This window comes from Oleiphilus sp. HI0066 (assembly GCF_001635725.1).
Window position 1 is genome coordinate 87,109 of the sequence record NZ_LWFH01000113.1, and the last position, 10,720, is coordinate 97,828.

General features: G+C 44.4%; 5 protein-coding genes. 4 read left to right on the top strand and 1 reads right to left on the bottom strand.

All coding sequences use genetic code 11. The features are described 5' to 3' along the window. The first annotated feature begins 17 nt into the window (after positions 1 to 17). The 3 genes from recC to recD are packed head-to-tail and all read left to right on the top strand — an operon-like array spanning position 18 to position 9,342. Entirely contained in the window at positions 18 to 3,632 is a 3,615-nt protein-coding gene (recC, locus tag A3738_RS02070; protein ID WP_068502835.1) for an exodeoxyribonuclease V subunit gamma, read from the top strand. Continuing rightward, a complete protein-coding gene (recB, locus tag A3738_RS02075) occupies positions 3,632 to 7,387 on the top strand; it encodes an exodeoxyribonuclease V subunit beta (protein WP_068502838.1) in 3,756 nt (1,251 codons plus the stop codon). Before recC ends, recB begins: the two co-directional genes overlap by 1 nt. Further along, positions 7,384 to 9,342, top strand: a complete 1,959-nt coding sequence (gene recD / locus A3738_RS02080) for an exodeoxyribonuclease V subunit alpha (protein ID WP_068502840.1) — start codon at positions 7,384 to 7,386, stop codon at positions 9,340 to 9,342. The genes recB and recD overlap by 4 nt, the downstream gene beginning before the upstream one ends. A gap of 58 nt (positions 9,343 to 9,400) precedes the next feature. Here the strand turns inward: recD and A3738_RS02085 are convergent, their stop codons facing one another. Beyond that, positions 9,401 to 9,847 carry a hypothetical protein gene (locus A3738_RS02085; protein ID WP_068502845.1) on the bottom strand — a complete coding sequence of 149 codons (447 nt, stop codon included), beginning with the start codon at positions 9,845 to 9,847 and terminating at the stop codon, positions 9,401 to 9,403. A 605-nt stretch (positions 9,848 to 10,452) separates the two neighbouring features. Here A3738_RS02085 and A3738_RS02090 point away from each other — a divergent pair. Next, positions 10,453 to 10,720: DUF4402 domain-containing protein (locus tag A3738_RS02090; RefSeq protein ID WP_156503885.1), on the top strand; the 268-nt coding region annotated here is incomplete at its 3' end.

Genomic DNA, 10,720 nt, shown 5'->3' on the forward strand with positions numbered 1-10,720 from the left:
ATTCGGCAAGGACTGTCATGCTCTATCTTTACCCCTCTAACAAAACTGCGAACTTGGCGACTGTGCTTGCTGAGATTATGCGGGCAGATCCGCTCGCGGACCCATTTGAGTCCGACATCATTCTTACCCAGAGTCATGGTATGGGCGTGTGGTTGAATCAGCAGATTTCTGCAAATCAGGGTGTCTCATGCATGATCGACAGCATGATGCCCGGCGCGTTTTTATGGAGTTTGATGGATAAGCTAGATATTACTGGTGAAGAGGATGGCACCGGTGCTGTAGAGCAAAACAGCGTTCAACACTTCGAGAAGAGTAATCTGCGTTGGGAGATTTTTCGGCAATTACCCGACTTAATTGAACGCGATGAATTCCAGCCTGTGCGCCAATACATTCAAGCGCTTGTTGCACGTGAAAGTAGGTCTGAATCCGAGCAAACAGAACTCAGTCCAGCAATATTGTTTCAGGTGAGTGAATTGCTCGCTGATAATTTTGATGCTTATCAAAACTATCGGCCTGATTGGATTGATGCTTGGGAGCAGGGTGGTTTTATCGATAATGATAAAAACTTTGGTAGTGGCATTAACAAAGAAAGCGATGAAGCGTGGCAACGCTCACTTTGGTTGAATTTATATCCAGGTATCCCCGTAGATCAGCGACATCATCGTTCCGCACAACTGCAGTCTTTAACTAGACATCTTGCACAAAGCAGTGTAGGTAAAGCAGCACTTCCCAAACGGTTATTTATCTTTGGTTTAGCGGCTATTCCTCCTCAATGGCTACCATTGTTTTTGGCGCTCGGGAAACACATCGATATCCATTTTTTATTTCAGAATCCGAGCAGAGCGTATTGGGCAGATATTGTGTCTGAAAAGAATGCGCTAAAAGAACAAATGAAGGTCGAACAGTCGGCTGTCATAGGTAACGAAGGTGGCGCGATTGGACAAGTCGAAGATCGGCACCCGCTTCTTGCTTCACTCGGCCAGCTAGGGAAGAACTATTTAGCGGAGTTATATCAATACGATGAAGAGAGCGGCTTAACTGAATTTGATGCCGATTTTTATACCGAGAATGATGCTCATTCGGCGCTATGTTTGCTAAAAAACGATTTATTGCATGGACAAATCAATGCTCACGAATTTGATTCAGATGATGAATCTATTCGGTTTGCGAGCTGTCATTCAAAGCTGCGTGAACTTGAAAGTCTGCGTGACTATCTATTAAGCGCTTTTGATAAAGACTCGAGCTTAAGTTCCAAAGACGTCATCGTAATGGCCCCTGACATTCAGTCATATGGGCCCTTAGTGCATGCCGTATTTGGCGAGCCGATAAAAAATAAAGCGGGCCAAACCCAACGTATTCAGTATGGCATATCTGATCATGCATTAAGTTTCGAGCAGCCACTTTTAGAGTCTTTGATTAAAGTGCTTAGTTTTGATCAATCACGACTTGGCGTTGATGAGTTCTTAGAGTTAATGAGCGTCGAAGCCGTGCGTTCGCGCTTTGAGATGGATGATGCTCAATTAGAATGCTTGCAGCATTTGGTAGGTTCCTTAAATGTGCGTTGGGGTTTGTCTGAAAAACATAGAGATCAAGTGTCTGGTGGTGAGCAAACAGGTAGCAATAATACTTGGTTGCAAGGTATTCAGCGTGCGCTCAAATCATATCTCCTAGGTGATATGCCCGCGTTGAAAGTAGAGCAAGACTTTGTCCCGATTTCGCTAAGAACACGTGAGTCGCAAGACTTAGTGGGCATGCTAGCAAGTATTATTGATTTGATTGAAGACTGTATGTCAGTGCTTTCTGGGAAACAGCCAACGATGATATGGATAAATCGAGTTCAAGCTATTTGGCAACAATGGTTTGATTTGAATATCGTAGACGAGTCAGTACAGCGCTTAATCGATCGCGCCTTAGATAGCTGCCGCGAGCAAGTCATGTTGACCCAATTTGATCAGACTATTCCGTTCTCGATTATTCGCGGAATCCTTCAAACTGAACTTGATAAAGAGAAAGTGAGTCAGCGTTTTCTGGCTGGGCGCATGAACTTCTGCAACTTGATGCCAATGCGTACTGTTCCGTTTCGTTTGGTGTGTTTGCTCGGTATGAATGAGGGTGAATATCCGCGGCATGATTTAAATCAAAGCTTCGACTTAATTGCGCAATATCCTAAACGTCGTGGAGATCGATCTCGCCGTTTTGATGATCGCTATATGTTTTTAGAGGCCATATTGGCTGCGCAAGATCGTTTGTATATTTCGTATCAGGGCAAGCATGCGAAAGATAATAGCGAACGCTTCCCATCGGTTTTGGTAAGTGAATTACAGGATGCACTTGTACGTACGTTTACAGATGGTTCAGAACAAAGTGAAGAGCAATTTTTAAACGCCTTGAGCCTTGAGCATCGGCTTCAACCTTTCCATCGTTCGTATTTTGAAAGTACTTCGGAGACACCCAGCTTCTCTAATCTTTGGCGATCGTTGTACCTTGAATCTGCTGACCAAATTGCTCCGATTATCTTGGATGAGGCGGCCGAACAAATTGATATGTTTAGCACGCCACAAACCAGTGATGTGAACGTTGATGCGTCACCAGAACCTAGTGCTTCGAGATTTATTGCGCAAATAAAAGACGCAGGCCACTGCACTTTACGCGATTGGGAACAAGCTTTTGCAAGCCCTTTACTGCATTACTATCGTACACAGTTAGGCCTTACAAAGACGTACGCTGAGGAGGTGGTGGAAGCAATCGAGCCCTTTGATTTGTTTGGCTTAGACGCTTATAAAGTGGCGCAAGAGCTAGCGCCATTTTGGCTACACGATCGAGCAGAGGATGAAGCACGTAAACAAAAAGAATTGGCCTTGCTTGGACGACTACCACAAGGCTTAGTTGCTGAGTTAAAACTCGACAGTCTCAAATCTAGTTATGGAAATTTTATCGAGCGCATTGCTAAGGCTTCATGCGACGCTGAGGCTAGCAAAGTTATTCCTTATTCATTTGAGTTAACGTTACCGGAAAACCTAACTGGCAGCTCAATGCAGGGAGATGTGTTCTTAGCCCCCGAGACTGCCATCGATGTGCGATTTGGAAAGTACTGTCATAAATGGATATTCGGTGCTTGGGCAAAACACGTGGCTTGGAATGCACATGTGCATTCAGGCAACGACGTTTCTAAGAATAAAGCTAGCGCTGAAAATAATCCGACCAGTCTTCCCCTAAAAACAACGAACATCTGGCGTAAGGGCCAAATTGTGTTCCCAGCCTTAACTGCGGAGCAAGCTGGCACCTACTTGAGCGAGCTTGTGCAATGCCTTGTGCAATTCTCAAATAGCCCATTGCCGTTTCTTCCTGAGCAGGCTTACAAGCTAGCGTTTGCGTATTTTGATAGTTCCGAAAAAGCTTATAACGAATGCGAGCTCGGTAATGAGTCTGCGTTGGTATGGAATCGTTTAGGTGAGTTGAGTGAGGACACAGAGCTAGGCAAATTTATTCCAGAGCCAGATGAGTATGTGTTGATGCAGCAAATTCTGCGTCATGCGCCGGTTAAAAAATCTCGTAGCAAAAAGAAAGATGATGATTCTGACATTGCGGCCAATGATGACGTTGAACGTATTACGGTAGAGGAGGATCGATAATGAATGAGACTCCAATGAACTCATTAGCGCCAGAAACACTAGATCTAAATACCTTTCCTTTAGAGGGACTTACCTTAATTGAAGCGAGTGCAGGCACGGGTAAAACCTATGCCTTGTCGAATTTGGTTCTGCGTTACATTCTCGAGAAAAACTATCAGATAGAGCAGATCTTGATAGTGACGTTTACCGATGCCGCGACACAAGAACTCCGTGTTCGGGTGCGGGCGAATATTGTTCAGTACATTAAGTATCTTGAGCGTTTAATTGAGTTTTATGATGAGCTGGAAGTCGATAGTGATGGCAGTAGTGAAGCAGTAAGTGAGAGCAGATCAGATATAGATGCTGCGCAATTAGAGTCGCTTATTCCTGACGCTTTAGCGCGCAATATTATTGGCCGCTTGGATAATCTAAACCAAAGCTTATTGGCTTTAAAAATCGCCGAACAGAGTATCGATCTTGCCGAGATTCATACGATTCACGGTTTCTGTCAAAAGGTCGGGCGCGACAATTCAGTGCTTTTGAATGTTCCTTCGAACCAAGAGCTTAAAGAAGACCTTAAGCCAATGCGTTTAGAGGTTTGTCAGGATGTTTGGCGTAGTGAAATTTTAAAACTGAAGCCAAGCGTGTTGCGCTATGTGCTAAACAATTGGGGTAACCCAGCTACATTACTGTCGGCACTTTCTGTGTTCAGCTCGCGTATTCCAGAACGTATCTATCCAGCAGTGAGTTTTGATGACGATGGACTATCTCCCATACGTCAATGGCAAGATGATTATGCGCAAATAGAACAGTGGGTTGAAGATTTAAAAACCTTAGTTCTGGTGCATATTGATGATGCGACGAAGTTAGTCGGGGAGTCTGACCTCACTCGTCTCAACAACAAATTAACTTGGCTAAATAAAATTAGATCTTGGGCGGAAGATAGTGCGAGTGGTCTGCCAGATAGCTCCCTTAAGTTTGATAAATTCTTCGAAAGTCATCTTCCTAGTGAAACGAAAAAGGGCAAGCAACCACCCGAGCATGCTTTTTTTGTATTTCTAGAAAAACACTTTGTAAACGAACCCGCAGACCCGAAACCAATATTTGTTCAGGCAGTGTTTAAGCAGATAAATGAGATATTTGAGGCGCGCAAACGTTCTGAACAAATACTCGATTTTGATGATCTTATTTTGCAGCTCAAGCAGGCGACAGATGATGAGCATCTAGCGAAGAAATTAACGCTTAGTTTGCGCAAGCAATATCAGGTAGCTTTGATTGATGAATTCCAAGATACCGACGCGAATCAGTACCCTATATTTTCTCGCTTATTCGGCACAGAGTGCACGAACAATGATTTAGATATTGCTCCATCACTTGTATTAATCGGCGACCCAAAACAAGCGATTTATGGTTTTCGTGGTGGTGATATGGCGACCTATCTGCGTGCGAAGCATGATGTAGAAAACGCTGAGCTCGGCAGTGTATTTACCATGGATAAGAACTGGCGTTCATCGACAGAAATGGTGTCCAGTTTAAATGCCTTGTTTGGTGCACATAGCAATCCATTTCTTGAAAAAGAGATTCCCTATATTCATGTCGATGCCGCAAAGGGCTCGTCAGAAACACCTTTTGGCAGTGCCTTACGATATTCTGAAGTTGAGGCATTTGATGAAGAGGGGAAGGCTTTATCAAAGGCTGATATATCGGATAGCTTAAGCTTGTTGTTGGCTTCGCAAGTATGCGAAGTACTCAATGATAAAACGCTAGGACTGAATAGCTCTGACTTAGCGATACTTGTGCGCACTAAAAATGAAGCGCGACAAGTGAAGCAGGTGCTAGCGCAGGTCGGTGTTAAGTCTTGCTTTGATGACGATGCTTCTGTGTTTGAAAGTGCGGAGGCTATGTCTTTGGCATTTTTGTTAGAGGCAGCGCAAAACCCAACAAAGAAGCGCGCGATACGTTCTGTACTGCAAGATCCATTTTGGCAGGTAACAGATGCCGAGCTGTCTCGCATCACAGAGGATGAGTTTGCTTTACAGACATGGGTAGACCGTTTTCAGAATCTACAACATCATTGGCAGCGTTTTGGTGTGCTTAGCATGGTGCGCTTAGCCATTGATGAGTTTTCAATTCTAAAGCATTGGCATAACGCGGCGACGTCACAGGACACTGTAACGCTAGATTGGGAGCGCAGCCTAACTAACATCAGTCAGTTAGCTGAACTTTTACAAGAAAAAGCACGCACATTGCGATCAGAAAGCGCCTTGTTACGTTGGTATTGGCAGTGCATTGGGCAGACTGCGCAGCCATCAGCCGAAAAACTCGCGACGCATCAGCTTCGTTTAGAAAGCGACGAGGCCTTGGTTCGTATCGTGACGATTCATAAGTCAAAGGGCTTGGAATACCCAATTGTGTTTTTACCGTTTCTGTTTACGACAAGAGATGCGCAACAGGCTTGGTTCTATGATGAGGCTGGACGCTTATGTTTAGCATTAGAGCCGAACGAGCAACAGCAAACAGCGGCTGATCGAGAGCGTTTAGCGGAAGAAATGCGTTTACTATATGTCGCTTTAACGCGCGCACAATATCATTGTTATATCGGCACCGCGGAGTTTAGTGGGAGTCGATCGCCCAAAATGTACTCCACTGCGCTTGGTTATTTGTTATCACAGGGCCAGTTATCCGATGATCTTGAAAAAGGATGGCTGCAAGACGCAATCTCTCGTTTTACGAAGCACACTGATTTTTCTACTTCATATCAATATCTCACGTTTGAAGAAGTACACGCGCTCAATCGCTCGAGTCGATTGTTGATTGATCAAAGTTCTCAATCGGCTTCTGAGCTCTCAGACGAGTTATTCGCTCCTCAATTAAAACAATCATGGAAGGTCCAAAGCTTTACCGGATTGCTTAATGAGCACAGAGCACTAAACCCGCATAGTGAGCATACTCATCGATCAATGGATGATCTCGGCGAAGCCCCGCCAGCTAACGCGATTGATATTATGAATTTCCCCAAGGGTAGTCAGGCAGGTACTTTCTTGCACCGCTTATTCGAGGATATTGAATTCGCAACGGGCGAGCTAAACACCAATGTCCCAGCCACTAATTTAGAAGAGCACATCTGTAATTTGTTGCAGCAGTATGCCTTAGTGCCAGAGCGGCATGAACAAGCATGGGCGGCTTATCTCGAGCAATGGGTTCAACAAGTGCTTGCGCTGCCGCTGATAGAAATCGGCAGCGCTTCTGGAGCATCAATTGCTTTAGCACAATTAGACGAAAACGATTATCGCGTTGAAGCCAAGTTTTATTTCTCGGTAGATGATTTCTCTTTGTCGAACTTTAATTCGCTACTTCGTCAGTACAATCCGAATGCAGACGCTTTGAGTTTTGAAGCATTCGAAGGGCATATTAAAGGGGCGATCGACTTATTGTTCCGAGCGCAAGACGCTTATTTTGTGCTGGATTATAAATCGAATCATCTTGGTTTTAGCGCAGACAACTATACGCACGACAAACTAGAAGCAGCGATCAATGAGCATCGTTATGATGTGCAATACCTGCTGTATAGCTTAGCCATTCATCGTCTGTTAAAAGCACGAATGGGAAATGCTTATAGCTATCAGGCACATTTTGGTGGTGTAGTGTATTTGTTTTTAAGAGGACTTGGTTTAGACGCAGATGGAGATAACCCAGCGGGCGTTTACTTTATAAAGCCAGAACAGAGTTTGATTGAAGGTTTAGATCAGCTTTTTACTGATGGAGGTGCTCAATGAGTCTTCCATCAAACATTTCTCAGCGTATACGTTTCTTAAAGCAGAGTTTACGTCGCGGCGAGTCGTTGGTGTCGTGGATTGATTTTTATGCGGCAGACGCAGCATTAAACGAAGTGCTGAGCGCAAGTGATTCTGCGCTGCCATCAACTGTGCTCGAAGTGGTTTTTGATTTAGCTTTAGTTTTGTCTTACGCATCAGGCCTTGGCAAACAGTGTGTCAGGCTCGATGAGCTAGATGAGCATTTATCGTTAACGGTGTTTCATCGTGATCAAAGTTTGATGACTTCGACGCAAGCCTTGCCCGAATCGATCTTAATTTCAGGCGAGGGCTCAAGTGTTTTCGTTAAAGTTCTCAACGATGAAGCGGAGCTCTATTTGCGTCGACTCTGGAATCTCTGTGATAAAACTGATCGATGGTTGTCGGATCAACTATCGTCAAACATATCCTCTGATGTGGATCCTAATGAATCTATTGATTTAGCTCGCGGTAAGGAGGCATTGAATGCCTTATTTCCTGACTTAGATTCTACTGACATTGATTATCAAGCTTGGGCGGTTGCGCAATCACTTCTTTCAAATCTTGTGCTGGTGAGTGGTGGGCCCGGTACGGGTAAAACGACAACGGCTGCAAAAATTATCTTAGCGCGTTTGTCTGCAGAGAAGTGCATAGAGAGGGCCATAGAGAAGGGCATAGAAAGTAGGCGTGCGTCATCGACGGTTTGCTTGGCACCTACTGGCAAGGCTGCACAACGCTTAGCATCGTCGCTAAGTTCTCAAGCTGAATCTTTATTGTCTAGCTTGCCGTTTGAAGAAGACTTGATTCAACACTTACGCTCTGCACTGCCAAAACGGGGTAAAACCGTTCATCGATATTTGATTGAAAACGATGTGTCGATGAGCGACTTTGATGACGATGACTACCTCAGTGATAACGAACGTTTGTTTGGCAAGCTCGAAACCTCAGCGATTCCAAATGTGCTCGTAATTGATGAATCTTCAATGATTGATTTAGCTTTAATGGAGCGTTTAAGCACGATTTTGCATCCGCAAACGTGCGTAGTGCTGTTGGGTGATCATTATCAGTTGCCTGCGGTGGAATCTGGCGATTTTTTTGCGCGTTGGGTAAAACGCTGTAAGCGTAATGCCATATCTGCTGAGCAGTTAGGGCAGCTAATTCACCTACTGCCGTTTGATATGAATGTTGAACCATCGGAGTCTGAACAGATCAATCCTCTCGTGACATTGCAAAAGAGCTATCGTTTTCACGGTGCTTTAGCGGATGTTGCGCGCCTTATTCGTGATGAGCCAGTAGAGGCTTTGCGTCATTTCCTGACAACGAACACTGACGAAGCTATTAGGTACCACTGGGTTGAGGGCAGAGCCCAGCAAGAACTCGGTGCGTTGATGGCTCATTATCAAGACTTTGTAGAGCTCGCTGAAACAAAAGCCTCATTGGCTGAACTGCAAAAATGCTTCGATCAGTTCCAAATTCTTTGTTCAACGAGACAGGGGCCTTTAGGGACGGATCAGCTCAACGAGGCCGTTCACACAAAAGCACAGAGTCGATTTTCATCAAGCCGCACTGGTGTGTATCACGGTATGCCGATTATGTTGGAGCGTAATTATCCAAAACTCGATTTGTACAATGGAGACGTGGGTTTTTATATCGAAAACGTAAATCAAAACCACGAAAGCCAGTTTGTTGCGATGTTTTACCGAGGTGGGGAAGGACGCGACATCACAGTATTGCCCTCGCAGATTGATAAGTACGATCTGGCATATGCGATGACAGTGCATAAAAGTCAGGGCTCAGAATATGATCACGTTGGTGTGTTGCTTGCGCCATATGCGCCAGAGTTACTGACCCGCGCCTTGTTATATACCGCTGTGACGCGTGCGAAGCAGAAATGCACGCTGTATCTTAATGATGAGTCATTGGATAGATTAATGAATTAAATATTGGGGTCGGAGTAAAAGTACTCTGACCTCGGAAATTATGGTCCCCGTCAGCCGATCAAGGCACAACGATCGGTTCTTCTTCGGTGATTGTAATGTCGTAACTGGGAGTGATGCCTCCCGTGCTTGTGTTCTTAGTGTACTGAATTCGCATGCCTACTTGCACAATTTCGCCATCTACCCCTGGGTTAGCTAGCCCGGTCACTGGGAACTTCGTGTAGGTTTCGTTTTTATAGCGGAACTGAAAGGTTTTGAGGATGACGCCCGGCACGTCACCAACGCTCGTCATATCAACAGTGATAAGATTGTTCGTATCACTTGTTACTAGAAATTCCGCCTCATTATACACATCGCCAAGTACTTGAGTGTTTCTTACATTTCTTAATTGGCCTTTCCATGTCACCCGCAGACGAGCAGTTTTGCTCGGATTTAAGACCGCGTCTGGAAATTGAATGGGGGTTATCTCTGTAATGGTAACCTCTGCTTTAGCCGTTGTGTTGAACATAGCAAGACAACATACCAATAAGAAAGTTGTTAAAGACTTAAGCTGCAACGTCGAACCTTTACTCAGAAAAACGATTAAAAAGGGCGGTAGTATTATTTTTGAACAGTGTCTCTTCTTCTTGATTTGCATTCAACAGTAATTATTCAGTCTGTCGAAAATTTATAAATCGGCGCTTTGTTGCAATCTGTTGCTGAACCTTGTGTAAAAAAGGTTCGTTTTTTACATCGCGGACGAGTATCGACACATTGTGCAAACACCTTGTAACACTTCGCTACAAAACGGCCTGTTTTTCGGCGTGCAAGTTCTGTGATCTAGCTAAGCTGAAATTAAGCGCAAACGAAATGCAAAACATTTTAAAAAACGCGCTGCTTACAACGTGACGAAATATCTAATCGTGATGTTGTAGAGGCCACAAGCCTCGCTTAAAGCTGCATATAAGCAGCTTGCAGTTAAGAGCAGGAAGCAAGCAGTACAAGCAGTAAGTGCGAAAGTAGTAAATATGAAAGGTCTTTCGAAAGAGAGACAAACAAGATGGCCCTAAGGTCACGATATAAAAATTTAATTCAGCAATTTCAAAACTAAATAAGTGTTCGGAGATACTATCCATGAAAAACGTATTCAAAAAAGCAGCAATCGCAACAACTCTAGTTTCAGGTCTTGGCGCAGGTATGGCTCACGCTGATACTTTCCAGGCTCTACTTCAAATCGTTGAGCCACTTCAGTTGACTGAAAATACGCAAATGAACCTTGGTCAAATCGACCCTTCAGCTGATGCGGTAACTTGTACGCTAGCTGCAGGTGGTGCGCGTTCAGGTACTGGTTGTTTTGATGCAGCAACAAACGGTGTAGAAGGTGTTATAGACGTAGCAGGTA